Consider the following 26,838-nt stretch of genomic DNA (forward strand, 5'->3'; position numbering starts at 1 on the left):
AGAACAAAAACAGCTACAGAGAAGGAGAATTCATACTCTTAAAAGTCCCCTTTTGCGCTACTTCGTCATATTCTATGACAGCAACAGCTGCGGTGTTAAAGATAGGCAAGTGCTCTGGACACAGTTGCTCCACCAAATAGCTCACTATTGGCATATGAGCAACGATAAGCCATACATTTAACTCTGTATTTAGGCTGATCAAGGTTTCAAGATAATCTATCGCAAATGCTGCGTTACCTGTAGGGACGATATCTTTGCATATTTCAACGTAGGTCACATCATTGATAGCCAGCACTTGCTGCGCCGTTTGCTGCGCTCTGGTGTATGGACTAACCAACAACGCTTGCGGTCTATAATGCCCCTTTAACCACCATGCCATCTCTTTTGCCTGGTTTACACCTCGGTCAGTCAGTGGTCGCGATTCATCATTTACCTTCACTGGTGCAGCTTCGCCATGACGCATAATTAGAATAGTTTTCATCGCACTCTCGAATATTCTTGTTAAATTTGCCAGATAACCAGTAGCTAATTACCGTGTTTGTTCGCTATATTAAAACAAACGACTCTTAAACCTAAAGTAAAGTGACACCATATAAATAGTTCACTTATCGTCTCTTTGCTCACATTTTCTATATCGGCGGCAACAATTTGAAAGTTAGTAATAATGATAATCGCACATATCACCAGCTCAAACTCGACAATGGTCTACAAGTTTTACTAGTCAGTGATTATTCGAGCGATAAATCAGCCGCAGCTCTCACTGTTAACGCTGGCCACTTCGACGATCCTATCGCTCGGCAAGGCATGGCGCATTTTCTAGAACATATGTTATTTTTGGGTACTAAGCAACACCCACAGCCAGGTCATTTTTCACAATTTATCAGTCAATCTGGTGGGCAAAGCAACGCTTGGACTGGCACTGAGCATAGTTGCTACTTTTTTGACTGTGCTCAACAACAATTTTTTAGTGCGCTGGCGTTGTTTGCAGAGTTTTTTATTGACCCTCTATTAGATGTTTCACAAACCGAAAATGAGCGAAATGCCATCGATGCCGAATTCAAAATGAAGATAAAAGATGACGGCAGACGGATTTATCAAGTTCATAAAGAAACAGTCAACCCCTTGCATCCGTTTTCCAAGTTTTCGGTGGGCAACCGAGAAACATTAGAAAACCGCGAAGTATGTATAGCCCAAGAAGTAAGAGACTTTTTTGAAAAGCAGTATCAAGCACAATGGATGACGCTCGTTTTAGCTGGCCCCCACTCCTTAGTAGAGTTAGAAACGCAAGCACGAGAGTTATTTAGTGCTATTAAAGGGTCGAAAACTCCCAAAGCGCCTATTCAAGTTCAGCTCTATAGAGACCAAGACTTAGGGTTATTGCTACATATCGCCCCAAGAAAGCACATGCAAAAGCTCATTGTCAGCTTCGCTATGGATGGTATCGACAACTTATATAAACATAAATGTGCCAGCTTTCTAGCACACCTGCTCGGTTACGAAGGAGAAGGCTCCCTTTATTCTATTTTAAAGGAGCAAGGGTGGATCAATGCACTATCTGCAGGTGGTGGGATAAGTGGCAGTAATTTTAAAGACTTTAACATCAGTTTTGCACTAACTGATGAAGGCATTGATTACTATGAAGATATTGTTGAGATGCTGTTTGAATATATCGCATTAATTAAGTCAAACACAGCCTCTCTGCCTCGGCTATATAAAGATAAAAAAACTTTACTGGATATCGCATTTAACAACCAAGAGCCAAGCCGCTTACTAGAGTCGGTTAGCACCATTAGCGTCAATATGCACCACTATGAAAGTGACGATTACTTGTATGGTGACTATATAATGCAAGGCTTTGATGAAACCTTGCATACTCGACTGTGTGGCTATTTAACTCCCAAAAATATGCGTATTGTCCTGATCCATCCTGATGTCAATGCACAACTAAAAGCGAAGTGGTATCACACGCCTTATCAAGTTGAACGACTGAGCAGCGAATGGCTAAATGCTTTGGATAACATTGATACCCCACTGCCAGAGATGCAATTACCTAAGGTCAATCCCTACCTCCAAGTTGAAAACGAACTATATGAAGTTACACAACAAAGCCAAATCCCAGACTTGCTTAAAGATAAGCCGGGGTTTGCTTTTTGGTTTAAACAAGACGCCACCTTTCGCGTCACCAAAGGTCACTTCTACATAGAAATTGATTCTTTGCTGAGCATTAAAAATACCAAACATATGGCACTGACTCGCTTATTTGCTGATTTATTAATGGACAGCATGGCAGAACAGTATTACCCAGCTGAACTTGCAGGACTTAACTACCATATAAACTCGCACCAAGGCGGACTCACCTTACACACAGCAGGGCTCTCAGGAAACCAAATAACCTTAGCTTTGCAACTACTTGAGCATATGCTAAACGCAGTGATCAGTGCGCCTCGTTTTGCAGAGTACAAAAAACAACTTATTAGGCACTGGAAAAACCATAACCACAATAAGCCAGTAAGTGAGCTTTTCAGCGTACTGGGTGCCAAACTGATGCCTTGGAATCCCGAACCAATTGCTTTAGCTAAAGCAATTAAAAACATTAGTTTCAATGAGTTTTGCCAGTTCAGGAGTCAATTTTTTGATTCTGTTCATATCAAAGCTTTTTTACATGGTAACTGGCAACAAGAGCACGCGCACAGCATGCAAAAAAAGCTGCGCAAACTGTTTGCTAAAAGTGAAATACTAGAAGACTTAAAACGGCCACTGATTGTATTGGATAGCTATCAAGAGCATCACATCGAAAAAGCTAACTGCGACCATGCCTTGGTATACTATATTCAAGCACAAACAGAAGATGTCTTCGAAAAAGTAGCACTGATGACCCTCAACCAGCTCGTTAGTCATCAATATTTTGAAACACTACGTACACAGCAACAGTTAGGTTATTTGGTAGGTGCAGGGTACGCGCCTTTCAATACCAGAGCCGGTGTTGCATTTTATATCCAATCACCCGATGTGGACGCTGAGCAGCTTCAAAAAAAGCATGATTTGTTTATCTGTGAGTTCATAGCGCAGCTTGACTCTCTTGATGATGAAGCTTGGCGTGACACCAAACGAGCACTGCGATTGCAAATCGCAGAAAAAGATAAAAACTTAAGGTTACGTGCACAGCGGTTTTGGATAGCAATAACCAATGATGACCATCAATTTAACATGCAAAAAAGGCTGGTTAAGCAACTCGATACCTTGCAAAAAGAGCAACTCATAAGTTATGTAAACAAGGTGTTTTCGCCTTCCCATCCTAAAATTGCGCTACGTTGTAACTAAAGGTGAATTGGCTTGCCGTACACATACAGCACCAGTGAAATCTGAATTTATCTATCAAAATAGCGATAGAAAGCAACACCCTGTTTGAAAATTGCAAAAATATCAATCAAATATCAATTTGGGGACCTAAAAAAGACACAAATATAATAAATCCCTTTGACTCACTCTCTCGCTTCATTTAGATTAGGGCGTGCGAAAAAGAGTTGTGCATCTATGATAAAACAAACAATAAAAGCAATAATCATCATGATGCTGTTGAACTCAGTGCTTAGCGCCCCCTCATTAGCACTTAACCTTAATCAACAGCTACATCACCTAGAACCACTCTGGGCGGGGATCTGTGTAACTTTTATCTTCCTCTCTATTTATTTACTTTACAGCAATAGAAAACTTAAACGTGCGCAAACCGCATTACAACAGTCTGAACAAAGACTAAAAAGCACGGTAGAAGGAAGCGGCGACACACTATGGGATTGGAATATTGCAACTGGTGAAGTAGTGCGGATCAACGATAAGTATATGATGCACAAAAGTGGCAAAAATCACTTTATTCCTAATGCACACCGAATTCACCCTCAGGACTTAGCGCTCGTTGATAAATTACTGAAACAGCACTTCGCTGAAAAAACAGCTTTTTTTGAGGCCAGCTATCGACTCAAAGACAATTTAGATCAGTATCACTGGGTGCTTGATAGAGGCAAGATAATTGAAAAGGACAGTAACTTAAATCCAATAAGAATGACGGGAACTGTTCGCGACATTAGTCACTTGAAAAGTACCGAAGAACGCTTAAATCTATTTGCTAAGTGTGTCGAATCCCTCACTGATGCTATTGCTATTTACGACCATCACTTTCGTCTTGTGGACTTAAATCCCAGTTACTTAGTGTTATTTGGTGGCAATAGAAGCCAATACATTGGCAAAGCGTTTAGCTTACCAGGCTATGACGAGCGTTATATTAATCAAGTCAAAACAAGTCTTAAAGAAACTGATCACTGGCAAGAAGAGCTTCGACTTCGCAATCACAAAGACGTTCTACTACCAATTGAAGTCACAATAGACGAAATAAAAAACTCTCATGGTCAAATAACCAACTATGTCGTTGTTTATTCAGATTTAACGGAGCGAAAAAAGGCCGAGTCGCAATTACATAACTTATCAAACCGAGATAGAACAACCGGCCTGCCCAATCGAAATTTATTTTTTACCAATTTAAAGAAACTTGCGTGCCAAGACACCCATCACGCGCTGTTGGTATTCGACTTAGACAACTTCAAGAAAATTAATGACTCCCTAGGACACCAACTCGGAGACAGTCTGTTGGCGAAGCTGGCCATGCGACTAAATAAATTAGTACGACAAAAAGACACGCTATACCGCCTTGGCGGAGACGAGTTTGCGTTAGTGATGTCTGGCACCAACGACATTCATACCATTACTCGTACTGCGAAACAGTTTCTTGCGGCTATCGCAACCCCCTTTAAAATGGCTAATCATGAGCTAGTAATAACGTCATCCGTAGGCATTGTACTGTTTCCAGAAGATGGTTCTACTCCTGAAATATTGCTAAAAAATGCAGATACAGCGATGTATCACGCCAAGCAAAAAGGTAACCACTACTTGTTCTTCAATGATTCAATGAACGCACAAGCGGTTAAAAGATTACAAATTGAGAACTTAATGCGCTTTGGTCTCAAAGAAGACCATTTTGTTGTATATTACCAACCAAAAATGGATATAAAGACAGGTCGCTTAGTTGGCATGGAGGCATTAGTACGCTTTATAACACCTAAAAAAGGTATCATTAGTCCTGGTGTCTTTATTCCAATTGCTGAAGAAACAGGACAGATCATTGAAATCGGTGAGGTTGTTTTAGATAAAGCATGTAAAGATGTAAAACGTTGGATTGATCAAGACCTGTTTGATGGCCGTGTGGCGGTAAATTTGTCAGCTAAACAATTTAGCCTACCAGACTTAACGACTAGAATTGATATTATCTTGCAAAAAAATCAGCTTCCTTCTTATTTCCTTGAGTTAGAAATCACGGAAGGAACCATAATGGATGATCCCAAAGAAGCAATTTCAATCATGCGCTCTCTCAGCGCTCGTGGAATACATCTGGCCATCGATGACTTTGGTACTGGATATTCCTCACTCGCCTACTTAAAACAATTTCCTCTTAACACGCTAAAGGTAGACAAAGCGTTCGTAGATGACATGGTTTCTGAACGAGGTAGAAATATGGTCGACTCTATTGTGACCATTGCGCATAACTTAGATCTACATGTGGTGGCTGAGGGCGTAGAAAAAGCAGAACAGTTAGCAGCACTAGAACAGTTGAACTGTCAAACTATTCAAGGGTATTTTTACTCTAAACCACTGTCTGCCAGCGAATTTACTGCTTTCCTAAAAGCACAGAAACAGCGCGAAAACAATAACCACCCGCATTTGAAAGTCGTTAACTAGTGCTACGCTCTCCAAACACAATACTTTGTCACTTGGCTGCGCAGCCAAGCTCTGCGATGATGTACGTTAAATAAATACCAAGCGCCGGGGCCACACATAAGGCCAGCAAACACCCAACGTTTAATCGGCATCCCTTTACGAACAGCTTCCACATAGAGAATCACAGCACCTAACAACGACAACAAAAACCACATCATAATTCACGCAAACCTAGGGCAATATTGAAAGGTTGCGGATCATATCAAAAAGGGTGTTTTTTGTACAACCAAACATTAATTGTTGCAAAATATTGCATTATTTAATTTAATAGCACCACAAATCAGTGTTTGATAAGTAAAAAAATTCATACTTATTTGATACTCGCTTGATTATTAAATAATTTATTTAATTGTTGTCTACACTGTGTTGTAAATTGAAACTACGAGGTATGGTTTTTTCTTAGCAGACTGTTTTTTTGCATTAATCAACGTTGTCTGCGTTGATGTGATGCATCATAAAACAAGCTCCGTAATGTTCATATTTAAGAACACATGGAGCGATACGTATCATTAGGACTTTGTACTCTAAAACAAACAAATTGAACTTATCTAAGCTTGATGACCTGTTTTAGGTAAACACTTTGCTTAAAAGTGAGAGTTAGGATGCACTTAAGCTGTGCATTTAAAGCTCGGTGATTATAGTATTTTTACAATAGCTGCTAAAATTAAATCATGTTGTTTTAAATTATTTAGTTACGTCAAGGATACGATCAATGGATCATAAAAGCGTACACGACTATTTGCAGAGTAAACCTGCAACGTTTATTACACAACCATTTGCACAGGATACCGATGTATACAAAGTGCAACATAAGATGTTCGCGACCTTATCAGAAGGTAAAGAAGGTCAGGTTGATGCTAACGGTGAGTTAGTCTGGTGGCTTAATTTGAAGTGCGATCCTGATGAAGCATTGTTACTTCGAGATGAGTTTCCAGCTATTGTGCCCGGTTACCATATGAACAAACGTTTATGGAACACGATTATCTTAGATGGCTCAGTGCCTGAAGATAAAATCAAAGAAATGATTGATAAATCATATGATATCGTTGTTGATAACTTACCAACTGCACAAAAAGAAGAGCTTGCAAAAATTGCAGGTACACTAAACAAATAATTTGGTAAAGTTTGGCCTCCCCCACGCAAAAGTGGGGGCCATTTCCTTATTTTCATATCTATTAACTCTTCTCTTTACACTCTATAAGCATCTTGATATTGATTAAGTTATAAATGACTTTGTCTATAATCAAAGTACATAAACTCAGGTGTGGATAAAGGTTTTGCAATAGCAAATATTTTGGTAATTTGTGTTATCGGCACTGTTGTGTAGTAATGGCTGGCTATTACAAATGCAAGCTACGTAGAGTATGGAAAAGTTCGCCTATTCATAGCTGAGATTACATATCTTAACGAGGGAATATCATGAAGAAAGTCGCAGTACTAACTAGCGGTGGTGACTCACCTGCAATGAATGCAGCAATTCGAGCGATCGTTTTAAGTTGTGACTATCACCAATTGCAATGTGTCGGGTTTTACCATGGATATAATGGACTGATTAATGATCAACATGTCGATATGCATCAATTTGATATTAACTCAGCATTACAACAAGGTGGCACAATTTTAAAAAGCGCGCGTTGCCAAGCAATGCTCTCTGACGAAGGGGTTATGCAAGCATGCAATACCCTAAGAAAGCATGATATCGATGCACTGATAGTTATCGGCGGCGATGGCTCTTTAAAAGGCCTAAAAGAGATCAAACAACATTGGGAAAAGCCTGTTATTGGTCTGCCTGGTACCATTGATAATGATTTAAGCGGAACAGACGCTACAATAGGATTTGCCACCGCCGTGACAACAGCAACACATACCATCGACAAAATTCGCGATACGGCAAATGCATTCGAGCGCATTTTTATTGTTGAAGTAATGGGTAGACACAGTGGCCATATCGCATTTAATGTCGGTATTGCGACAGGTGCAGAAGCCATCATTTCTTTCGAGAACTTCACTCCAAGTCAAGCCAACAGTAAAGTTGCAGAAATACTCAAAGGTGTAGAAAAGCAACAACGCACTCATGGCAGCTTTTTAATTGTACTCGCTGAAAATTTATGGCCTGGTGGTGCGCATGCATTAAAAGCTAGCTTAAGCGAACAAGGTCAAGTCGACAGCGCATTATGTATCTTAGGTCATATTCAACGTGGAGGGAGTCCAGTTCCTGAAGATAGAAATCTCGCTACAGAGCTTGGAATAGCATCTGTTGACGCCATTTTAAATGGCCAAGATAGTGTAATGATTGGTAAATTGTCTGGCACTATTGTTGCCACTTCATTAGATGACGTAATTAACACGCCAAAACCGGTGAGCAGTCACTGGGTGAAAGCTCACCAAGGGCAATTAACCCATTACTTAAAATAACTCAGCGTTTAGCCACAGATGTGTTAGGACACTAGCAGCGTAGCCTAACGCAATCACTGGCGCCCATTTTAAGTGTCCAAAAAACGTATAGTAGCCTCTAGCTTGACCCATCAAAGCGACACCGGCGGCAGAGCCAATAGACAGTAAACTACCGCCAACACCCGCAGTTAGTGTGATCAGTAACCACTGACCGTGCGACATATCGGGCTGCATAGACAATACCGCAAACATGACCGGAATATTATCAATCACTGATGACAAAATACCTAAGAACACATTCGCGCTTGTAGCACTCCATTGCCCATAAAGCACCTCAGATAATAAGCCTAAATAACCTAAAAAGCCCAAACCTCCCACGCACATAACAATCCCGTAAAAAAACAGTAGCGTATCCCACTCTGCGCGAGCAACTTTGTTGAAAATATCAAATGGCACCATACTTCCTAACATGTCGATACGTCGGCGGTCCCCTTCTCTTTGTGCCTTAGTTTGTCGTCTTTTTAAAGTGATCCTGAGGTAATAACCAAAAAACTGCAGGTAACCAAGCCCCATCATCATTCCCATCACTGGAGGCATATGTAACAAGCTATGGCATAAAACTGCGGTCAGTACTGTTAGCAAAAATAAAATGAGAATCCGTCTAGCGCCTCGCTGCATAGCGACAGGAGCGAACACCGCTGAAGGATTTTTCTTTTCTACAAACAAACTCATAATGGCTGCTGGCACCATATAATTTACCAGTGAGGGCACAAATAAAGAAAGAAACTCATTAAACTCTACAAGCCCAGCCTGCCAAACCATAAGCGTGGTAATATCACCAAAAGGGCTAAATGCCCCACCCGCGTTCGCAGCAATAACAACATTAATACAGCTGATGTTAATAAAACGCTTATCACCTTCAGCAACTTTCATTACTACAGCACACATAAGTAATGCGGTGGTTAAATTATCAGCGATTGGAGAGATGAAAAATGCGAGAAAGCCAGTTATCCAAAACAGACTTTGATAGCTAAAGCCTCGTTGGATCATCCACGCCCGTAATTTATCAAATACCTTACGCTCTTCTAATGCGTTGATGTATGTCATTGCCACGAGCAAAAAAAGCATCAGCTCTGCATATTCAAGCAGATTGTGCCTAAATGCTTCTTCGGTAACATGAGAAATATCATGGGTGACATAATAAATACTGATGAGAACCCAGATTATCCCTGCCGCCACTAGCACAGGTTTAGACTTTCTCAGGTGCAGTTTTTCCTCAAGCATAACAAGCGCGTATGCGACAACAAAGATGACAATACAAATTATCCCGATACTAGAAGATGTTAAATCTATTTTTTCTCCACTTGCCCATGCCGGCGCAGTAAACCCCATAAGAAGTAGAATAAACAAGCCAAGCTTGCTGTTAATTGCACCCATACTTTTACCTTAATATTTTATTGTTATAACTCAAGGGTTTTCGTTTCTATAAAAAACATAGCACACTTTGTAAGCATAGAAATTAAAATTTGGTGAGTGCACAACAAAAGCTGATGGACAAATTCATGGGGGTGGCGAGTTGAGTACAAATAAGGGTAGTAAATACTTGATACGCACTAGCATCTTAAGCATAACTTCTTAGACACAAACAAGAAAATAACGATTAGACCGTTAGCGGCTGTTTGCAACTAAGGAGTATACCCCTTAGTTGCAAGTTTAGATTTGTTGGCGTAAAACGCTATTTGTTCTCGGTGAGTTTTTCTACCGCTAAAATGAGTAGTAAACCAGCAACTGCCAAAGCAATACATAAACCAGTCTGAGGTGATATCCCGGTGACACTGGCAAACTCCATTGGAGTAACATTTTGCTGTATTAGCGGTTTTTCAACCCCATGTGAGTTGATATACGTAGAGAGCACGGTTTTCCATGGCCAAAGTAAATTCAAAGACCCTATCAAAAATCCAGCCAACAAAGAAAATGTCACTTGTTCATATTTATCTAATAACCAAGATAAAAAGCGTGAAAAAGCCATCAGACCAACCACACATCCGCCTAAAAACAGCGCTACAAGTGTGATATTTTTGGTTGTCACCGCGTTTAGTACATGTCCATACATTCCCAGTAACAGTAATATAAAGCTGCCAGAGATACCCGGTAAAATCATCGCACAAATGGCGATTGCGCCCGCGACAAAAAACATCCACCAGTGAGGAATCGCTTCAGAAGGTGCAATTGTAGTGATGACAAAAGCTGCTACTGCACCAACGATACAACTAAGTATTGTTTGCCAACGCCACTGCTTTACTTGTTTAGCAACATGAATAAACGAAGCAACGATTAAACCAAAGAAAAATGACCACACCAAAATTTGATGATGTGCTAGTAGGTAGGTGATTAATTTAGCAAGCGATGCAGCGCTAGTCAATAAGCCCGCAAATACAGACAACAAAAAGTATCCGTCAACGTGACGCCAAAAATCTTTGAAACCATTATTTTTTAGAACTGCCAATGCATCCAAATCAAAGCTTTTAAGTGCGTGTAAGAAACGTGAATAGATCCCCGTTATAAATGCTATCGTTCCCCCTGATACTCCGGGCACAACATCAGCTGCTCCCATTCCCGCACCTTTTAAAAAGAACCATATATAGTCTCGCTTTGAATCACGTTGCTGTGTCACATTTGTACTCCATTTTTAATTTGCTGCTAGTTTAACTTAATTGAATTCTCGCCAACAGCATTGCAATCGTCTTCGTTTCCTAGAAGTAAGTTTTTATTAAAAAAAAGTCGCCTGTTGCCGATAACTGAGTATTGTTCCATTTGATGATTAAGTCGCCATGCATTTTTTGAGCGTTGTTCTGTACTGTGTGTTATTCATCTTTAGCCTAAATAGCGTTGCAGCTCCTGCGCCTTTTGTTATGCCACAGCCGCGTACTAAGATAGAGCAGCAAGACTTAGCGAAATACTTTTCTGATAAGTTAATTGAGCTTGAAACGGATAATGGGAAAGTCGTAACACTTTTCTCCCCTTATATGAGTGCCAGTAAAAGAGGCGTTGTGATCTTGCTCCCTGGTGCTGGTGATAGCCCTTTATCAGTACACGGTTTAAGCTATTTATCTCAAGCGCTGACTGACGATGGTTTTGATACTTATGCGTTACAAACACCTGAATTAAATTGGCAAGCAGGCTTATTTAATATCGAACAAGCGACCCCAGATAAAGAAAAGGTTTATGCAGGCCCTTGGTCTGAAGCTATGTTGGATGATTACAAGGAGCAGCTGATCTCAAGTTTTGACGCTTTGTATCAACAATTAGTCATTACCAATCAAGACCAAGTTGTAGTCGTTGCTCACGGTGTCAGTGCTGGTGTATTTTCTGAATATTTAGCTTCTTTACCTAAAACCAATATTGATGCTTTTATTGCCATTAGTGCACAGTTACCAAATATAGACAGAAACAAGCATTTACCCGCTGTTTTATCTTTAGTCAGTCCACCGCTGCTTGACATCATTTACTCGCTAGACAATCCGACTATCCATAACAATGCCAAACAAAGAAAGCGCTGGGTTTTGCGTAATAATAAATATGACTATCGGCAAAGAGAGTTATTTGGTTTAAGTACCGAACCTAGGCAGCATGAACGTTTACGAAAAGAATTAGATGGCTTTTTAAGACAGCTTTAAAATATGAAACTAGGGCATTAAAGCTGCCGTTACTGATGTACAGTGTGATCAGCCGCCTCACAAATATTTGTACACATTCAAGTCCATTAACTGGCCTTCTTTAAAAATTCATAGGCAGATTGAATGTCTTGGCTTTTGCGCTTAGCCACTTCCATCATATGCTCAGGTAGGCCTTGTGACACCAGCTTATCAGGATGGTGCTGCGCCATGAGTTTGCGATAAGCACGTTTGATATCCTTGTCACTGGCATCACTTTGCAACCCCAATACCGCAAGTGCTTGCGTTTTGGAAAATGCGGGTTCAGGCTGTGTTTGCTCTTTACGCTGATAATGGTTTTGCTGACTTTGCTGAAAGCGCTGCTGCTGTTGACGAAAATTAAACTCCGCTTGATAGCGTTTTAAAATAAAACGAAAGTGGGTTGCAGAAATCCCTAAATATTGACTCACTTTTTGCAATAACTGTTTTTCCTGTGCAGCTAAGTGACCGTCAGAAAATGCCATCTGTATTTGAATTTCCAAAAATAACTGCAGCAGATCATAACGACGCGCAAATACTTCTTTAAAATCAGCAATCGCTTCTTTTAACTGAAACTCAGGATCTTTCCCCGCTCGAAACGCGTTTTGAGCTTCTTGTCGATTTTCTCCATGCAAGCCCATTTCGTCCATAAACGCGGTAGCAGCCTGAATATGTATTTCGCTTACTCGACCGTTTGATTTGGCAATATGGCCCATCACCGCAAAGCAACTGGAAAAGAACAATGCTTGGCGTTGATGTAAATCATCTCCGCTAAAAAAGCCTTGAAAACCACCGACCTTATCAAAATTCTGCTTGAGGCTTTTATCGAACATGTGGCCAAGCCAAAAACCTAGTATCGCACCAATCCAGCGGCCAAACATAAACCCAAAACAGGTTCCGAGTAACTTACCCCACATATTTATTGCTCCTGATTGCGGTTTATTTCCGCCAGACGTTCAGGGGTGCCGATATCACTCCACACACCTAAATAAAGTTCGGTTGATACAACACCTTGCTCTAAGCCGGCTCTGAGCATCGGCCCTAAGGGAGTAAACCCCGACTCGAAAGGTGCAAAGAAACTTTTGTGATATAACCCAATTCCAGCAAATGTATAACATTGCTCATTTATCGTTTGATGTGCGAGGCGAAAATCCCCTTGTGGGTTATGAGATGGATTCTCTACCAAAACAATATGCGCCTCACCAGAGTTAAGCATTAATTGAGTTAGCGCACTCACATCATAATCAGTAAAAATATCGCCATTGATGACAATAAATAACTCATCTCTGTCGCACAGTTGCTCTAACGCTTGAATGATGCCACCTGCGGTTTCTAATCCGCCTTCTGGTTCGCGACTATAATAAATATTGACGCCAAATTGAGAGCCATCAGCAAAATACTGTTCTATTTTGTCACCCTGCCATGCAAGGTTAATCACAATATCAACTATCCCAGCTTGTTTGAGTCGCAAAATGTGATATTCAAGCAAAGGACGATCAGCCACTTTGAGCATAGGCTTGGGTAAATGAGTGGTAAGCGGCATCATTCTTTTGCCTCTACCAGCTGCGAGGATCATGGCTTTCATTGTGTACTGCAACTCAACTTAGCTTCAACTTTTGGCATTATGTCATGCCTTAACCAAGTTGCAAGCCACTGAAATGACTCGTAACAATTTGCCACATCGTCAATATACGCAAGTGTTGGCATAATATTATTTAAATACCCTGCCTTGTTATCTCGTAGCAACAATCGACAAAATATCCCTGCGGCTTTTAAATGACGTTGCAACCCAGTTAAATCGAAATAATAACAGTACCGTTCATAAGACATATCCGATAATAACTGAGCATTTTTTAAGATATCAAAGCTTTGCAAACGAAGCTTATCAAACTCTGTGCTGGGTAAATTAAAGTAGCAATCGCGAAGCAACGACACCGCGTCATAAGTAACGGGACCTTGTACAGCATCTTGATAGTCTATGAGTGCCCACTCTCCATCCGCTCGCATGATATTGCGGCTATGAAAATCGCGGTGCATGGTTACTTGAGGCTGAGATGTCATCACATCAACCAGCAATGATTTCATGGTTTGCCATTGCTGCTTAGGCAATTGTGCATCTTCTAGCTCTAGCCAATCAACAATTAACCATTGCCAAAATATGTCCATTTCCATCGCTATAAAATCAGCATCGTAGGGTTTCATATATGGTGATGGAGGTATTTGAGCGATGCTAGGTAACAGTGCTAGTATCTCACTATAGTCTTGATATCGAGACTCTAAACTTAACCTATCTGCCAAATGCTCAGCACCTAAATCTTCTAACAAAATCAAACCTTTTGATGTATTAAATTGTTGAATTTTGGGCACTCGTAAGCTTTGCTTTGCAAAACAGCTATTGAGTTCGATAAAAGGCCGATTATCCAATTTACTTGGATCTGAGTCCATTAAAATATAGCTTTGTTGCGCTACCATCACTCGATAATAGCAACGAAAACTTGCATCGCTTGTGATGGCGCTATAACTGATATCTTCATCACCAAAATATGATCGCAAAAAGTCCTCAAATAAGCTTTGTCTATTTTGCTCGTTTGTCACAAAATTCCACTCTTAATTACTGTATTTCACTAAGTTTTACTTTATCATGTCTTGCTTATATATAAACAACGGCGTTCAAGGTTAATAAATGAGCAAAACATGGGGGGTTATCGCTGCCGCACTGGTCAGTAGTAACGCGATAGCTGCATCAGAGTCTACACCAAAACTATGTAGCCAATATCTACAACCTAAATCGTGGCAACCTCTGAGCTCATTACCTAAAAATGCCATCGACATTAAAGCTGATGATGTTGAGATGCAAGGCAAAGACAGTGCTGAGTTTTCAGGCAATGTCGTTATCAATACCAATAAAATGTCACTGTTTGCCAGCAGCGCTCTAATTGATAAAAAACAAAGTTTACTCAATGCGACTGGACCTTTACGCTACCTAGATCACTTCAGCGATGTCAATGCTAACGCACTATACGCAGATCTAGATAATACTGAAATCAGCTTACTCGGCGCTGACTATCAATTAACTCAGCAGCTGGGTCACGGTGGCGCAGAAAAACTATCTGCTTCAGATAGCGAAATCTCGCTGATAAATTCTAGCTTTACTACTTGCCCAGCAGACCAACCATTTTGGGCACTTGAAGCAGATAATATCACCTTGTCAAAGCATGAAGGATGGGGCGAAACCCATAATGCGGTTTTAAAAATACTTAATACGCCAGTTTTATATATTCCATACTTTACATTTCCCATTGACGACAGACGTAAATCTGGGTTGTTGATGCCAAAAATTGAGCCGTCAAGCCGTTACGGTTTGGAAGTTGTTATTCCTTACTATTGGAATATTGCACCGAATTACGACGCAACCTTATCTCCGCGTTACATGTCGAACCAAGGTTTGCAGCTCATAACTGAGTTTCGCTATTTAACGGAACAACACTTGGGTTTGCTGGGAGTGGAGTTTTTAGAAAAAGACGATTCTGAGCCTCAACTAAAAGAACGATATTTAGTTCACTGGAACCAGCAAAGCTATCTCAATGATAATTGGCGTTTAAGTTTTGATGTAACTAACGTCAGTGATGATAACTACCTAACCGATCTGAACTCTAACTATGCCAATGAAACAGGCACTCAACTTGATAGAACCGCAGTGCTCAGTTACCTAGGCGAATACTGGACATCAGATATCAAACTGCAAAACTTTGAAGTGTTAGGCGACCATACCGAGTCCTATGCTGCGTTACCACAGATCACTTGGCGAAACCGAAAAGCCTACACCGCACTGGGAATTGACTTTAATTTACAAGGTGAGTTTAGCCATTTTAGTAATGACACTTTGGTGATAACCGAAGCTTCTCGCTTCCACATTGAGCCAAAAGCCAGTTTTAGTATTAATAACTACGCATGGTCCTTTCTAAGTGAAGTAAGCTTGTTGCATACACGCTATGAACAAAAAGGTGATTTTACAGGCACTGACTATAAGAGTGACGTATCACGTACCTTGCCCAAAGTACGCTTACATGGACAACTTAACTTTGAACGAGATACGCAATTTTTTGCACTTGGCGGAACACAAACATTAGAGCCTCAAATTCAATATTTGTATACGCCAGAACGTGACCAAAAAAGCATAGGTCTGTTTGACACAACTAAAATGCAAGATGACTTTTACGGACTATTTAGAGAGCAGCGCTTTTCAGGTGTAGACAGAATTGCCCAAGCGAATCAAGTAACATTGGGTGCTACAACTCGGCTTTTTGATAGTAAAAATCAAGAACGCTTTAATTTTAGTGCGGGACAAATTATCTACCTCGAAGATGATGTAAAACCCAGTGCGCAAAGTTTTGATAACAGAACAAACTATAATGCCTTGTTTGCTGCGCAAACCATGGTACATTGGCACAGACGTTGGTACTTCTCTGCAGGCATACAGTATGATGCAGATGCGAAAGAATTGATTGAATCGCACACAACGCTCGATTACAAAGGTGACAACAATAAGCTCGTTCAATTGAACCATCGTTATGCTAACGATGTCTCAGGGTATGAAATCGATCAAGTCGGCTTATTCAGCAGTTTACCAATTAACGATAGTTGGCAAATGGTTGCCAGCTATCACCGTGATTTAACAACAGGGCGCAGCGTAGAGGTATTCGCCGGAGTACGTTATGAAAGTTGCTGTTGGGCTATTCAGTTAACTGGTAAAAGACAGATTGAAACCGACTTAAATCGCACAATACACCAAGATGACGCGCAATTTGATTCAAGCATAGGTATTAGTTTCGTATTGAAAGGCTTAGGCGGAAAATCAAATTATGATATTGAACAAGTGCTGCAACAAGGTTTGTTTAATTATCGTCGACCTTATTTTTTGAATAATTAATAAATATTAGAACATTATGAATTTTAAAAAGCTGTTATGGGTTGCCCTACTAGGGCTGAGTATCCACCAAAATGCCTTCGCTGAGCGTATGCTTATCGACAAAGTTGTCGCGACTGTAAACGACGGCGTTGTTTTGCAAAGTGAAGTTGACCAAATAATTGCTCGTGTAAAAGAGCAAGCTAAACAACAAAATACCGAACTTCCATCTGATCAAACTTTACGTATTCAGGCTATTGACCGCTTAGTTGACCAAACATTAATGCTACAGCTCGCTGGGCGTATGGGCATGGAGATTTCTGATGCTCAGCTAGATCAAACCTTAGCAAGTATTGCTGCGGAGCAAGGCGGTACCATTGCAGATTTGCGAAAGACAATTGAAGCGGGTGGTGAAAATTTCCAAGAATACCGGGAGCAAATTCGCAAAGAAATCACTATCGGCCAAGTGAGACGTGTAAATGTTGATCGCCGCGTATACATCAGCCCTCGTGAAATCGGCAATTTACAAAAAATTCTTGCTGAACAAACAGGCAGTGCTGAAGAATTCGACTTAGGTCATATTTTGGTTAAGATCCCAAGTAAAGCAACGCCAGAAGAAATCGAAGATGCTCGCACAAGAGCCAACAAAGTAATCGAATTTTTAAACGAAGGTAAAGAATTTAAGCGCATCGCAATAGCATCATCAAGTGGTCCTAAAGCCCTAGAAGGTGGACAGCTAGGCTGGATGAGCATTAATGAAATGCCATCGCTTTTTGCCGAAGCTGTAAAAGGCAAGAAAAAAGACGAAATTATTGGTCCTGTGCGCTCTGGTGCTGGCTTCCATATTTTAAAAGTTCAAGATATCCGTGGCCGCCAAGTTGTTGAAACAACTGAAGTTCGCTCAAGACACATTCTAATTAAGCCTTCTATTATTTTAAGTGAAGAGAAAGCTAAAGAAATGCTGGCAGGCTTCGCCAAAGACTTGCGCGATGGCAAAGCTGATTTTGCGGAGTTAGCTAAAGAGCATTCTGAAGACCCAGGCTCCGCATTGAAAGGCGGTGAATACGACTGGACAGACCCTACAACTTATGTACCCGCGTTCAGAGACACATTAATGTCACTTGAAATGAATGAAATTAGTGAACCTTTTAGATCAAGCTTTGGCTGGCATATCGTACAGCTGCTAGGCAAACGTGTTGCAGATAAAACGGAACAGGCGAAGTTAAACCGTGCTCATGGCCTACTATATAATCGCAAATTTAAAGAAGAAGCCTTTAAATGGCAAAGTGAGATCCGAGAGCAGGCCCATATTGATATTTTTGCAGCCGAGTAAGTAGACACATTATGAGTTTAAGAATTGCAATAACTCCCGGTGAACCGGCAGGCATAGGCCCAGATCTTGTTATAAAATTGGCGCAAAAAAGCTGGCCTGTACAGCTCATTGCGGTTGTTGATAAAACAGTGATGGAACAACGCGCCAAAGAACTTGGACTCAGTGTCACTTTGCTAGCGTTTAATCCCGAAGAAGCTCCTCAACCTGCGCCTGCAGGTTGTTTATATTACATGCAAGTGGATAAAGGGGCTGACGTAACACCTGGCGTGCTAGATGAGAAAAACGGTCGATATGTACTAGAAACACTGCGTTTGGCCTCAGAAAAAAATATGGATGGTACCTTCGATGCGGTGGTAACTGGACCTGTGCACAAAGGCATTATTAACCGAGCAGGCATATCCTTTAGCGGTCATACCGAATATTTTGCGCAGCAATCTGGCACATCTGATGTGGTAATGATGTTAGCGACAGAGGGATTACGAGTGGCACTGGTTACCACACATATCCCTCTTGAATATGTATCAAAAGCAATCACTAAAGAACGCTTGCGCAAAGTAGCCTCCATTTTGCATGATGATTTGAAAAACAAGTTTGGGATAGAACACCCTCGAGTTCTAGTTTGTGGGCTCAACCCTCATGCTGGTGAGGATGGACATTTAGGTCGAGAAGAAATCGACACCATTACGCCAACTCTTAATGCACTTAACCAGCAAGGTATGAACTTTATTGGTCCATTGCCTGCCGATACCCTGTTCCAAGCAAAATATTTAGATAATGCCGACGCAGTGCTCGCTATGTATCACGATCAAGGCTTACCTGTGTTAAAATATAAAGGATTTGGTAATTCAGTAAATATAACCCTTGGATTACCCTTTATTCGCACCTCAGTAGATCATGGCACCGCATTAGATTTAGCGGCAAGCAATGATATTGAGGTAGGTAGTTTTGATTTAGCGATACGCGAAGCTATTAAGCTCGCCACTGAAAAAGCACAGAGTTCATGACAGACAAAGTACACTTAGGGCACCGAGCCCGTAAACGTTTTGGCCAAAACTTTTTAAACGATGACATGATCATCGATAAGATTGTCACTGCCATCGATCCAAAACCAAGCGACAATCTAGTTGAGATTGGTCCAGGCCTTGGTGCAATCACAGAACCTGTTGTTGATTTGAGTGGTCATCTAACGGTTGTTGAGCTTGATAAAGATCTTGCTGAGCGCCTTGTTAAGCACCCTTTTATGGGACCAAAACTGACTGTGCATCAAGGAGATGCCATGAAGTTTGACTTCTCAAGTCTTATAAAAGGTGATGAAAAGTTAAAAATATTCGGAAACTTACCATATAACGTCTCAACTCCCCTTCTGTTTCATTTATTTGAGTTTGCAGATCACGTTGAGCATATGCACTTTATGCTTCAAAAAGAAGTGGTTAAGCGTATGGTTGCCGGCCCTGATTCGAAAGCGTTTGGGCGTTTAAGTGTGATGACGCAATATTATTGCCATGCGATGCCGGTGATTGATGTGCCGCCAGAGTGTTTCAAACCAGCTCCAAAGGTTGATTCAGCCGTTATTCGTCTGATCCCTAAAAAGCCTGAGCAACGCACTGCAAAAAGTACTAAAATTTTAAACACAGTTTGTTTAGAAGCCTTCAACCAACGTCGTAAGACTTTGCGTAATAGCCTGTCTAACCTACTCAGTACAGACGAGCTTGCGCAACTTGGTATTGATGCTTCAAAACGCGCTGAAAATTTATCACTTGCCCAATTTATAGAAATAGCTAACTGGATTTATGACAACAAGCAGTAATATAGGCTCCCCAATTAAGGTTTCGGTGGAAACCTTTTATGTTGAAGCCCAATCTCAGCCTGAAAAAGATAAATACGTTTTTGCCTACACTGTGACGATTAAAAACCACAGTTTGTGTAGTGCTAAGCTACAAAGTCGCTATTGGTTAATTACTGATGCTAACGGCAAAGAAACCGAAGTAGAAGGTGAAGGCGTGGTTGGCGAAAAGCCAACCATTGGACCTGGAGAGAGTTATAAATATACCAGTGGTGCTGTACTCGATACGCCACTTGGCACAATGCAAGGCCACTATGTAATGCGAAATGAATTTGGTAATGAATTTAAAGCGCCAATTGAAGTATTTCGCTTAGCTTGCCCTAACATTTTACACTAATTTTTATGGCCCTATACGCAATCGGAGATTTACAAGGCTGCTTTCAACCGTTTATGCGGCTGTTAGACATTGTTGATTTCAACCCCAGCCAAGATCACCTCTATTTAGTTGGGGATGTCATAGCAAGAGGGCCAGACTCCCAAGCCTGCTTAGATTTTCTATGCCAAAATCAGGGCGCCATAAGTGTTTCTTTGGGTAATCATGATTTACATTTTTTAGCCTGTGCGCTGCTCGGTAAATCACCTAATCCAAAAGATAAGCTTGATAGTGTTTTTGCCAGTAATAAGCTCCCGCAATATATTTCTTTACTGCAGCAACAGCCATTAGCTTTCTTTTTACCAAAACTCAGTACATTTATATCTCATGCAGGTATTCACCCGGATTGGGATATTGAGCACGCTTTAGATTATGCACAATTTGCTCAGCAGTGTTATCAATCTGCAGATGCTGTTCACTACTTTGCCAACATGTATGGCCCCAGCCCAACAAAAAAAATAAATAACCTCAACGAGCTAGATAAGTTTAAAACGATTATTAATGTGTTTACTCGGATGCGCTTCTTATATAATCATGGCCAGCTAGATCTTAATCATAAAGGTCCTGCGCAATCATCTAATAATCTCATGCCTTGGTTTGAGCATAAGCGCTTTAAGCAAGATAGTAACCGTTATGTTTTCGGTCACTGGGCAGCCCTTGAAGGCAAAACAAGCTTAAATAATATCATAGCGTTAGATACTGGATGTGTATGGGGCGGTCCAATGACCTTAATGGATTTAACATCAGGTGAGCATTTTTCAAGCAAATAAGGTAAACTTGTCTAGTTTTGCTGAATTATTTACACGCATCTGCTATAAAATACTTAACTTATCCTTAATGTAACCGATAAGTTATTCAATCCTATTAGTAAATTTATGGAAACTGTATGAACTTGACTGTTAGCCAAAGAATTTGGGGTGGTTTTATTTTTATCACTCTTTTACTGCTGTTAATTGGCGGAAACTCATTGCTAAGGATTGCAAATATCGATAGCTCGACACAACAAGTAAATCGACTATCGCTGCCTGCGCTCGATAAAAGCTCTGAGTTACAAGTTGAATTCTCACTAATGAGCAAAATGGCGCAAGGTACATTTTATGCGCAAACTCCTGATGAACTGAGCAGTTTAAAAACACAGTTTGAAAAAAGACGAAAAGCATTTGAAAGTACCTATTCAGAGTTACAGCAAGTTGTACAAAACAGTCCCAAATTAGCAAGCAGTGCACGAGATGTCGGTAAAACATTTGAAACGTTTTCTAAAGCCGTCGAAAGTTTGAAAAAAGACAAGGCGCTTGAGCTTGAGCTTAGAAAAACACTTAAGTCTCAGCTTGAACAAATAGAAATGAGCGCCGAAGATGCCACCACGGTAGTGCTAGACATCATCGACTTGGAAGGTCTAAAAGAGCAAAATGCTAGAGCCTATCAAGCCGCAACAAGTATGGAGAATAACTTTTCTTCTGTCGTGACTAACAGCAATGATATGCTCAATATTGCAAATTTGAACACGCTTTCTATTGTCAAAAAAGACCAGGAATATTTGGTGAGTGAACTTGCCCGTAACATGGAACTCATGCAAGGTCCTGTCAAAGAGCTTGATGAAGGGTTATTTTCAGATTTGCAGTCTTATTATTCAGCGTTAGAAAAGCAAGTAACAGGGTCACAAAGTTTATACGAAAATAAAAAGCGTTTAATCAATGCAATAGATATGACACGCAAAGAGCTGCAAGACGCAGAACGAGCAACTCAAGCGGCATTGAAACAGCTTGACGAGCTATTAGACGAAGCAAATAAAGTTGCCTTTAACCTGCAGCAAGAAGTACGTCAAGATGTTAGCGCCGCAAACCTATGGACTTGGGTTGGTATGATAATCGCCACTCTCATCGCAATTGTGGTGGCTTACATTACCGTTAACTTGATCACCAAGCCTCTATCTGAAGTAAACCGCGTGCTTACTATTGTAGCGCGCGGAGATATGACTCAAAAGCTTGATGATTCAGCGAAAGATGAATTTGGCGAACTATCACGCAGTTGTAACACATTAATTAGTAGCCTGCGTGAATTGATCACAGGTATTGTGTCACGCTCCACTCAACTTGCAGCGGCGTCTGAAGAAACATCAACCATTACCAATGAATCAAGCCAAGCTATTCGCAATCAGCAAGCTCAAGTAGAACAAGCAGCCACTGCTACTACGCAAATGAGTAGTACTTCTCACGGCGTGAGTAATAGTGCGCACCAAGCGCTGCTAGAGATTAAAAACGCTGATAAAGAAGCTGAGCGTGTTAAGGGTATCTCTTATGAGAATAAACATACTATTGAGCAGCTGGCACGGGAGGTTGATGAAGCATCAAGCGTTATCAATAAACTTCACCAAGACAGTGCCTCAATTGGCAGCATCCTAGATGTTATTAGAGGTATTGCGGAGCAAACTAATCTACTTGCTTTGAATGCGGCGATTGAAGCGGCTCGTGCGGGTGAGCAAGGTCGTGGTTTTGCGGTAGTTGCTGACGAAGTTCGTTCATTAGCAAGTAAGACGCAAGAGTCTACGCAAGAGATCCAATCCATGATTGAATCTCTGCAAGCGGGTGCGGAAGAAGCTGTGAGAGCGATGTCTAAAGGTAAGCAGCAAGCTGAGTCTTGTGTTGCACAAAGTGACTTAGCAAATGAAGCCCTAAACTCAATTACTCAGGCAGTATCACAAGCACATGACGTAAGTGAAGAGATCTCTAATGCAGCGAATGAACAACAGCAAGTTGCGCAAGAAATTAGCGAGCGTTTGGAGTCGATTGTTTCGATTGCTGAGCAAACTGCAGAAGGCGCAAATCAAACTTCTATTTCAAGTAGTGAAGTGGCAAAGTTGGCTGAAGAGCTACGCCAATCTGTAGAGCAATTTAAGGTCTAACTTTAAGTTATTAACGCAGATAACATTAAGCGCCCAATGGGCGCTTTTTTGTACCTGAACAAAGGTAAGGATAACCAAGAGACACAAAAAAGCCTGCAATAGCAGGCTTAATTTTGCTTATTATTCGTAATTAAAACAAGCTGTTTGCTTTGGCAACTACATTTTCAACCGTAAAGCCAAAGTGCGCAAATAACTCATCTGCTGGTGCTGATTCACCGAATGTGCTCATACCAACAATCGCACCATTCAGTCCTACATACTTGTACCAGTAGTCTTCAATACCTGCTTCAACAGCAACTCGGCGTGTTACCGAGCTTGGTAATACACTTTCTTTATATTCAGCTGACTGCGCATCGAATACATCCGTCGAAGGCATAGATACAACACGTACTTTTTTGCCTGATGCACGTAATTGAGTTGCTGCATCAACCGCCAACTGGACTTCAGAGCCTGTTGCTATAAGGATAAGCTCAGGATTGCCATCACAGCTCAGTACATAACCGCCCTTTTTGATCGCTTGAACTTGTTGCTCATCACGCGCTTGTTGCTCTAACCCTTGGCGAGTGAAGATCAATGAAGTTGGACCATCTTTGCGCTCAATCGCTTGTTGCCACGCTACCGCAGACTCTACTTGGTCACACGGGCGCCAGTTAACTAGGTTTGGTGTTAAACGCATACTCGCAATTTGCTCTACCGGCTGGTGTGTTGGACCATCTTCACCAAGACCAATTGAGTCATGTGTGTATACAAAAATGCTAGGTTGCTTCATCAGTGCAGCCATACGCACGGCGTTGCGCGCATATTCCATAAACATTAGGAATGTTGCACCGTAAGGCACAAACCCTTTATGCAGTGCAATACCATTCATAATCGCTGACATGCCAAATTCACGCACACCGTAGAAAATATAGTTGCCCGATGCATCTTCAGCAGTTAAGCCTTTAGAACCATCCCATAACGTTAGGTTTGAACCTGCTAAATCCGCAGAGCCGCCCATAAATTCAGGTAGAATAGGACCATACGCATTAAGCGCATTTTGCGATGCTTTACGAGTAGCTGGGTTTGCAGGGTTTGCTTGCAACTGTGCAATGTAAGCTTCTGTGTGCTCTTGCCAGTTCGCTGGTAAATCACCGTTCATGCGACGCTCAAACTCAGCCGCAAGCTTAGGGTATTCCATTTGATACTCAGTAAACTTAATCGTCCACTCGCTTTGCTGCTGCTGACCACGCGCGGTTGCATCCCACTTAGCATAAATATCTTCTGGTACTTCAAAGGCATCGTGCTGCCAGCCTAAAAATTCACGAGCTGCTTTAATTTCATCATCACCTAATGGTGCGCCATGGCAATCGTGACTACCTGATTTATTAGGTGAGCCGTAACCAATTACAGTTTTGCAGCAAATCAATGTAGGCTTGTCTGATTCTGCCCTTGCAGCTTCAATAGCGGCTTTAATCGCTTCGCTATCGTGACCATCAACGTTGGCAATCACATGCCAGCCGTACGACTCAAAACGTTTAGGTGTGTCATCGCTAAACCAGCCTTCAACTTCACCATCAATCGAAATACCGTTGTCGTCCCAAAACGCAATTAACTTGCCTAAGCCAAGTGTACCTGCCAACGAACATGCTTCATGAGAAATACCTTCCATCAAGCAACCGTCACCTAAAAATGCATACGTGTAATGGTCTACGATGTTGTGCTCGCCACGGTTGAATTGCGCAGCTAGTGCCTTTTCAGCAATCGCCATACCTACGGCATTTGTAATACCTTGGCCTAGAGGGCCGGTGGTAGTTTCGATACCAGGGGCATAACCATATTCAGGGTGACCTGGCGTTTTAGAATGCATTTGACGGAAGTTTTTCAAATCGTCAATTGATAAGTCATAACCGCTTAAATGTAGCAAAGAATAAATTAGCATTGAGCCATGGCCATTTGACAGTACAAAACGGTCTCTGTCAGCCCATTGTGGGTTACTTGGATTATGCTTTAGATAATCGCGCCAAAGCACTTCAGCGATGTCCGCCATGCCCATAGGGGCTCCAGGGTGACCAGATTTGGCCTTTTGAACCGCGTCCATTGACAGAACACGGATTGCATTAGCAAGTTCTTTGCGAGATGGCATAATTCTCCTACCTTGTAATAATTTATTTTTGCGCGGGTCTAGAAAGTGCCCATTCTTACTTATTTTTGCTGCAAACTGCAATGATAAATGACAGAAAAACGCCCTTAAAGCCAATATTTTCGGGCCTTCCAACATGACAGGATTAATTTAGACGTCTAGGCGTAAAAAAACTATGCATATGCTTTGCTTTTCGTTAATATATGCCTCTTAATTTTTTAGCGCTATCCCCGTAGTTCGTGAAGCGCAATATTTGTGAGCATAAATTCAATGGCAAAACATTTATTTACTTCTGAATCTGTTTCTGAAGGTCATCCGGATAAAATCGCCGATCAGATCTCTGATGCGGTACTAGATGCAATTTTAGAGCAAGATCCAAAAGCACGTGTTGCGTGTGAAACTTACGTAAAAACCGGTATGGTTATGGTTGGTGGTGAAGTTACTACCAGCGCATGGGTAGATATCGAAGAATTGACACGTAAAACTGTACGTGAAATTGGCTACACACACTCAGATATGGGTTTTGATGCTGATTCATGTGCAATCTTAAATACCATTGGTAAACAGTCTCCTGACATCAACCAAGGTGTTGACCGTGCACGCCCTGAAGATCAAGGCGCCGGTGACCAAGGTCTAATGTTTGGTTACGCTTGTAACGAAACAGACGTATTAATGCCTGCACCAATCACGTATTCACACCGTTTAGTTCAGCGCCAAGCTGAAGTTCGTAAAAGTGGTGAGCTAGCTTGGTTACGTCCAGATGCTAAATCGCAAGTAACTTTTGCCTACGAAAATGGTAAAGCGGTTGGTATTGATGCAGTTGTACTTTCAACTCAACACTGTGACACTATTTCACAAAACGATTTAGTTGAAGCGGTGATGGAAACTATCATCAAACCAGTGCTACCTGCTGAACTAATTACATCAGCAACTAAGTTCTTCATCAACCCAACTGGCCGTTTCGTTATCGGTGGTCCTATGGGTGACTGTGGTTTGACTGGTCGTAAAATCATAGTTGATACATACGGTGGTATGGCACGTCACGGTGGTGGTGCTTTCTCAGGTAAAGATCCTTCAAAAGTTGACCGTTCAGCAGCTTACGCAGCCCGTTACGTTGCTAAGAACATTGTGGCGGCAGGTCTTGCTGACAAATGTGAGATCCAAGTGTCTTACGCAATCGGTGTTGCAGAGCCTACATCAATAAGCGTTGAAACATTTGGCACAGGTAAGTTAGAAGAAGAACGTTTAATCGAAATCATTCGTGAGCACTTTGACCTACGTCCATATGGCATCTTAACTATGCTTGACCTTGAGCGTCCAATTTATCAGCCTACAGCGGCATACGGCCACTTCGGCCGTGATGAATTCCCTTGGGAAAAAACAGACAAAGCAGAAGCATTAAAGGTGTCTGCTGGCCTGTAAGCGAATACGCTTTAAATTTAAAAAAGGT

The 26,838-nt window shown here is 41.4% G+C and carries 21 protein-coding genes; 13 read left to right on the forward strand and 8 right to left on the reverse strand.

Annotation, left to right across the window (positions count from 1 at the left end; genetic code table 11):
* Positions 1–13: 13 nt before the first annotated feature.
* Positions 14–481, reverse strand: a complete 468-nt coding sequence (sixA, locus tag HC733_RS04310) for a phosphohistidine phosphatase SixA (protein WP_190363816.1) — start codon at positions 479–481, stop codon at positions 14–16.
* A gap of 167 nt (positions 482–648) precedes the next feature.
* Between sixA and HC733_RS04315 the strand changes: the two genes are divergently transcribed.
* Positions 649–3,321 carry an insulinase family protein gene (locus HC733_RS04315; RefSeq protein ID WP_190363817.1) on the forward strand — a complete coding sequence of 891 codons (2,673 nt, stop codon included), beginning with the start codon at positions 649–651 and terminating at the stop codon, positions 3,319–3,321.
* A 213-nt stretch (positions 3,322–3,534) separates the two neighbouring features.
* On the forward strand, positions 3,535–5,787 hold the full coding sequence (locus HC733_RS04320; RefSeq protein WP_190363818.1) for a putative bifunctional diguanylate cyclase/phosphodiesterase: 2,253 nt from the start codon (positions 3,535–3,537) through the stop codon (positions 5,785–5,787).
* A 2-nt stretch (positions 5,788–5,789) separates the two neighbouring features.
* Here HC733_RS04320 and HC733_RS04325 read toward each other — a convergent pair whose 3' ends face one another.
* On the reverse strand, positions 5,790–5,984 hold the full coding sequence (locus HC733_RS04325; RefSeq protein ID WP_342365984.1) for a hypothetical protein: 195 nt from the start codon (positions 5,982–5,984) through the stop codon (positions 5,790–5,792).
* A gap of 554 nt (positions 5,985–6,538) precedes the next feature.
* Between HC733_RS04325 and HC733_RS04330 the strand changes: the two genes are divergently transcribed.
* On the forward strand, positions 6,539–6,940 hold the full coding sequence (locus HC733_RS04330) for an MmcQ/YjbR family DNA-binding protein (protein ID WP_190363819.1): 402 nt from the start codon (positions 6,539–6,541) through the stop codon (positions 6,938–6,940).
* 305 nt (positions 6,941–7,245) lie between these two features.
* Positions 7,246–8,241, forward strand: a complete 996-nt coding sequence (locus tag HC733_RS04335) for an ATP-dependent 6-phosphofructokinase (protein ID WP_194709970.1) — start codon at positions 7,246–7,248, stop codon at positions 8,239–8,241.
* Here the strand turns inward: HC733_RS04335 and nhaD are convergent.
* Both nhaD and HC733_RS04345 read right to left on the reverse strand, forming a co-directional pair.
* A complete protein-coding gene (gene nhaD, locus HC733_RS04340; RefSeq protein ID WP_238937434.1) occupies positions 8,233–9,612 on the reverse strand; it encodes a sodium:proton antiporter NhaD in 1,380 nt (459 codons plus the stop codon). The two genes, HC733_RS04335 and nhaD, sit on opposite strands and share 9 nt — an antisense overlap.
* Positions 9,613–9,955: 343 nt before the next feature.
* The gene (locus HC733_RS04345) at positions 9,956–10,894 is read right to left on the reverse strand and encodes a DUF368 domain-containing protein (protein ID WP_446727614.1); all 939 of its coding nucleotides are present in this window, start codon (positions 10,892–10,894) and stop codon (positions 9,956–9,958) included.
* 157 nt (positions 10,895–11,051) lie between these two features.
* Here HC733_RS04345 and HC733_RS04350 point away from each other — a divergent pair, with 157 nt between their 5' ends.
* On the forward strand, positions 11,052–11,897 hold the full coding sequence (locus HC733_RS04350; RefSeq protein ID WP_190363821.1) for a DUF3530 family protein: 846 nt from the start codon (positions 11,052–11,054) through the stop codon (positions 11,895–11,897).
* Between the two features lie 86 nt (positions 11,898–11,983).
* Here the strand turns inward: HC733_RS04350 and djlA are convergent, their stop codons facing one another.
* From djlA to HC733_RS04365, 3 genes are read right to left on the reverse strand one after another with little or no spacing between them, the layout of a single operon-like run.
* Positions 11,984–12,829 (reverse strand): co-chaperone DjlA, encoded by an 846-nt coding sequence (gene djlA, locus HC733_RS04355; RefSeq protein WP_190363822.1) that lies wholly within the window; start codon positions 12,827–12,829, stop codon positions 11,984–11,986.
* Between the two features lie 2 nt (positions 12,830–12,831).
* Positions 12,832–13,497, reverse strand: coding sequence for an N-acetylmuramate alpha-1-phosphate uridylyltransferase MurU (gene murU, locus HC733_RS04360; RefSeq protein WP_190363823.1), 666 nt, complete (start codon positions 13,495–13,497; stop codon positions 12,832–12,834).
* The gene (locus tag HC733_RS04365) at positions 13,494–14,507 is read right to left on the reverse strand and encodes an aminoglycoside phosphotransferase family protein (protein WP_342365985.1); all 1,014 of its coding nucleotides are present in this window, start codon (positions 14,505–14,507) and stop codon (positions 13,494–13,496) included. Before HC733_RS04365 ends, murU begins: the two co-directional genes overlap by 4 nt.
* 88 nt (positions 14,508–14,595) lie before the next feature.
* Between HC733_RS04365 and lptD the strand changes: the two genes are divergently transcribed.
* The 7 genes from lptD (at position 14,596) to HC733_RS04400 (ending at position 23,269) form a co-directional block, all read left to right on the forward strand.
* Positions 14,596–16,842 carry an LPS assembly protein LptD gene (gene lptD, locus HC733_RS04370; protein ID WP_190363824.1) on the forward strand — a complete coding sequence of 749 codons (2,247 nt, stop codon included), beginning with the start codon at positions 14,596–14,598 and terminating at the stop codon, positions 16,840–16,842.
* Positions 16,843–16,858: 16 nt separating this feature from the next.
* On the forward strand, positions 16,859–18,151 hold the full coding sequence (gene surA / locus HC733_RS04375) for a peptidylprolyl isomerase SurA (protein ID WP_190363825.1): 1,293 nt from the start codon (positions 16,859–16,861) through the stop codon (positions 18,149–18,151).
* Positions 18,152–18,162: 11 nt separating this feature from the next.
* Positions 18,163–19,155 carry a 4-hydroxythreonine-4-phosphate dehydrogenase PdxA gene (gene pdxA / locus HC733_RS04380; protein ID WP_190363826.1) on the forward strand — a complete coding sequence of 331 codons (993 nt, stop codon included), beginning with the start codon at positions 18,163–18,165 and terminating at the stop codon, positions 19,153–19,155.
* Entirely contained in the window at positions 19,152–19,958 is an 807-nt protein-coding gene (gene rsmA, locus HC733_RS04385) for a 16S rRNA (adenine(1518)-N(6)/adenine(1519)-N(6))-dimethyltransferase RsmA (protein WP_190363827.1), read from the forward strand. Before pdxA ends, rsmA begins: the two co-directional genes overlap by 4 nt.
* The gene (gene apaG / locus HC733_RS04390; protein WP_190363828.1) at positions 19,942–20,331 is read left to right on the forward strand and encodes a Co2+/Mg2+ efflux protein ApaG; all 390 of its coding nucleotides are present in this window, start codon (positions 19,942–19,944) and stop codon (positions 20,329–20,331) included. Before rsmA ends, apaG begins: the two co-directional genes overlap by 17 nt.
* Positions 20,332–20,336: 5 nt before the next feature.
* On the forward strand, positions 20,337–21,137 hold the full coding sequence (locus HC733_RS04395; RefSeq protein WP_190363829.1) for a symmetrical bis(5'-nucleosyl)-tetraphosphatase: 801 nt from the start codon (positions 20,337–20,339) through the stop codon (positions 21,135–21,137).
* A gap of 116 nt (positions 21,138–21,253) precedes the next feature.
* Positions 21,254–23,269, forward strand: a complete 2,016-nt coding sequence (locus HC733_RS04400; protein WP_190363830.1) for a methyl-accepting chemotaxis protein — start codon at positions 21,254–21,256, stop codon at positions 23,267–23,269.
* Between the two features lie 130 nt (positions 23,270–23,399).
* Here HC733_RS04400 and tkt read toward each other — a convergent pair whose 3' ends face one another.
* On the reverse strand, positions 23,400–25,391 hold the full coding sequence (tkt, locus tag HC733_RS04405) for a transketolase (protein ID WP_190363831.1): 1,992 nt from the start codon (positions 25,389–25,391) through the stop codon (positions 23,400–23,402).
* Positions 25,392–25,658: 267 nt separating this feature from the next.
* Here tkt and metK point away from each other — a divergent pair, with 267 nt between their 5' ends.
* Positions 25,659–26,810: a methionine adenosyltransferase gene (gene metK, locus HC733_RS04410; RefSeq protein ID WP_190363832.1), complete on the forward strand. Its 1,152-nt coding sequence runs from the start codon at positions 25,659–25,661 to the stop codon at positions 26,808–26,810.
* The last annotated feature ends 28 nt before the right edge of the window (positions 26,811–26,838 follow it).

The organism is Pseudoalteromonas sp. S16_S37 (assembly GCF_014694405.1).
Lineage (GTDB): Bacteria > Pseudomonadota > Gammaproteobacteria > Enterobacterales > Alteromonadaceae > Pseudoalteromonas.

Bases quoted from the DNA above. Each gene is read 5' to 3' on its own strand.
- sixA (WP_190363816.1), bottom strand. From the start codon at position 481: ATGAAAACTATTCTAATTATGCGTCATGGCGAAGCTGCACCAGTGAAG.
- HC733_RS04320 (WP_190363818.1), top strand. From the start codon at position 3,535: ATGATAAAACAAACAATAAAAGCAATAATCATCATGATGCTGTTGAAC.
- HC733_RS04325 (WP_342365984.1), bottom strand. From the start codon at position 5,984: ATGATGTGGTTTTTGTTGTCGTTGTTAGGTGCTGTGATTCTCTATGTG.
- HC733_RS04330 (WP_190363819.1), top strand. From the start codon at position 6,539: ATGGATCATAAAAGCGTACACGACTATTTGCAGAGTAAACCTGCAACG.
- HC733_RS04335 (WP_194709970.1), top strand. From the start codon at position 7,246: ATGAAGAAAGTCGCAGTACTAACTAGCGGTGGTGACTCACCTGCAATG.
- nhaD (WP_238937434.1), bottom strand. From the start codon at position 9,612: ATGGGGTTTACTGCGCCGGCATGGGCAAGTGGAGAAAAAATAGATTTA.
- HC733_RS04350 (WP_190363821.1), top strand. From the start codon at position 11,052: ATGCATTTTTTGAGCGTTGTTCTGTACTGTGTGTTATTCATCTTTAGC.
- djlA (WP_190363822.1), bottom strand. From the start codon at position 12,829: ATGTGGGGTAAGTTACTCGGAACCTGTTTTGGGTTTATGTTTGGCCGC.
- murU (WP_190363823.1), bottom strand. From the start codon at position 13,497: ATGAAAGCCATGATCCTCGCAGCTGGTAGAGGCAAAAGAATGATGCCG.
- lptD (WP_190363824.1), top strand. From the start codon at position 14,596: ATGAGCAAAACATGGGGGGTTATCGCTGCCGCACTGGTCAGTAGTAAC.
- surA (WP_190363825.1), top strand. From the start codon at position 16,859: ATGAATTTTAAAAAGCTGTTATGGGTTGCCCTACTAGGGCTGAGTATC.
- pdxA (WP_190363826.1), top strand. From the start codon at position 18,163: ATGAGTTTAAGAATTGCAATAACTCCCGGTGAACCGGCAGGCATAGGC.
- rsmA (WP_190363827.1), top strand. From the start codon at position 19,152: ATGACAGACAAAGTACACTTAGGGCACCGAGCCCGTAAACGTTTTGGC.
- apaG (WP_190363828.1), top strand. From the start codon at position 19,942: ATGACAACAAGCAGTAATATAGGCTCCCCAATTAAGGTTTCGGTGGAA.
- HC733_RS04395 (WP_190363829.1), top strand. From the start codon at position 20,337: ATGGCCCTATACGCAATCGGAGATTTACAAGGCTGCTTTCAACCGTTT.
- HC733_RS04400 (WP_190363830.1), top strand. From the start codon at position 21,254: ATGAACTTGACTGTTAGCCAAAGAATTTGGGGTGGTTTTATTTTTATC.
- tkt (WP_190363831.1), bottom strand. From the start codon at position 25,391: ATGCCATCTCGCAAAGAACTTGCTAATGCAATCCGTGTTCTGTCAATG.
- metK (WP_190363832.1), top strand. From the start codon at position 25,659: ATGGCAAAACATTTATTTACTTCTGAATCTGTTTCTGAAGGTCATCCG.